Below are 1,540 nucleotides of genomic sequence, written 5' to 3' on the forward strand. Positions count from 1 at the left end.
CCATTCTTTTTAAAATCTTGATGGTTCTTTCCCTTGATACACGGTAATAATTCTCAACGAATTTAATTCGATCCGCTTCATCGGCGATAAGAAGTAAATGAAAGGCTTCATCAAAACCATGTAAAATATACTGCCCTCCCCTACCGACGATGACGGCATTTCCGTCCTTGGCAATTTTGGGTATAATTAAGTTTAGCAATTCAAAATACTTAAATCCATCAATATATCTTTCTTTATCGCTTAAAGGAAGTTCCATTAAGCTCGTTCCAAAGGGATTAAGCTTGGAGATAAATTTTCTCAATTTGTCGACAGATTCCGTTTCAATGATTTTTCTCCCATCGGAAGAGATGTGTATTTCTACTACAGCCCTTTCGATAATGTCTTCATCAGCATAAAAATATCCCAAAGTATCGGCAATACGTCTGCCAAGTGTTTTCCCTCCGGCACCAAATTGGCGTGATATGGTGATAACAGGCATGGCCATTTCCTTTCAAATGTTTTTAATATTCTTTTATTCAGGTTGTTTTCTCAACATCGAATGAGGAAATTCTCTGGACTGATTTTTTATATATCACATGTAGTAGTAAATGCCAAAAATATTTAGCTTAAATTCATGATTCACGACCTGTGTTTACAGGATATTCGGGGCGTTGGTGAGAGATTGAAAATTGAGGGTGATAGGATAAAGATGAATAGTGGCAGACTTTGAATAGAAAATAAAAAGCTCATCATCCAGATTAAACATCAATTTGTGATATAAAATCCATTATAGAAAGCTTAGGCTTAATCTGAGCCCTTAATTACATTTTTGTTATAATTAACATATAATAATACAAAAATGAAATAAATAAGACTTCATATAACAATTATGTAATCTTGTCGCGGTTGGTATGTTTTCTCTATTTTAATAATTTTTCCTGTTTATTCAGTAGAATACACTTCTTTTAGCCTAATTTTGAGAAATTTGGCATTATCCTTGCTCTTAAATTATAAAAAATCCTGGGAATGTAAAATAGAGAATTTCCAATGGACTTAAATCAAGTAATCAACAAATTCTGAGATACCTGCTTTCCAAGAACTTTAAGTAATAAGCTTTAAAGGGAGACAACTTCATGGCATCAAATTTTCATATTTATTCTTTTAACACCCAAAATAGCCTCCATCTGAAATTGGAAGGTGATTTTGACGGAAATTCTGCATATGATCTTATTAACAAGTTAACAAAATATAATAAAGATTTCTATGAAATATTTATTGACACCAATGATCTTAATAGCATCCATCCCTTTGGCAGAGAAGTGTTTCAAAAAAAACTTGGCGCTTTAAAAAATCAATTCCTTGGCATTACTTTTATGGGAAGAAATGGGAATGAAATTTTAACATATTAAAAATACCGCTGAGAGCTACAACGCAAAATACGCATTCAGTTGGAATATTTTAAGGAAAATAAAGAAAATGAAAAAAATTTACATTAGCGCACTGATTCTCTTGGTGACCATAGCATGGCCAAAACATGCTCCAAAGGTTTATGCCCTTGAAG

General features: G+C 32.7%; 2 protein-coding genes. One reads left to right on the forward strand and one right to left on the reverse strand.

Annotation, left to right across the window (positions count from 1 at the left end):
- A partial coding sequence (locus VLM92_RS03215; RefSeq protein WP_325274909.1) for a cytidylate kinase-like family protein occupies positions 1–484 on the reverse strand: 484 nt, incomplete at its 3' end.
- Positions 485–1,112: 628 nt separating this feature from the next.
- On the opposite strand from VLM92_RS03215, the gene VLM92_RS03220 reads away from it, so the two are divergent.
- Positions 1,113–1,388: a hypothetical protein gene (locus VLM92_RS03220; protein WP_325274910.1), complete on the forward strand. Its 276-nt coding sequence runs from the start codon at positions 1,113–1,115 to the stop codon at positions 1,386–1,388.
- Positions 1,389–1,540 lie beyond the last annotated feature (152 nt).

Origin of the sequence: Romboutsia sp., from assembly GCF_035470145.1 — a bacterium.
In the GTDB taxonomy this organism is placed as follows: Bacteria; Bacillota; Clostridia; order Peptostreptococcales; family Peptostreptococcaceae; genus Romboutsia_D.

Excerpts from the sequence above, each read along its gene's own strand:
- VLM92_RS03220 (WP_325274910.1), top strand. The coding sequence starts at position 1,113 with ATGGCATCAAATTTTCATATTTATTCTTTTAACACCCAAAATAGCCTC.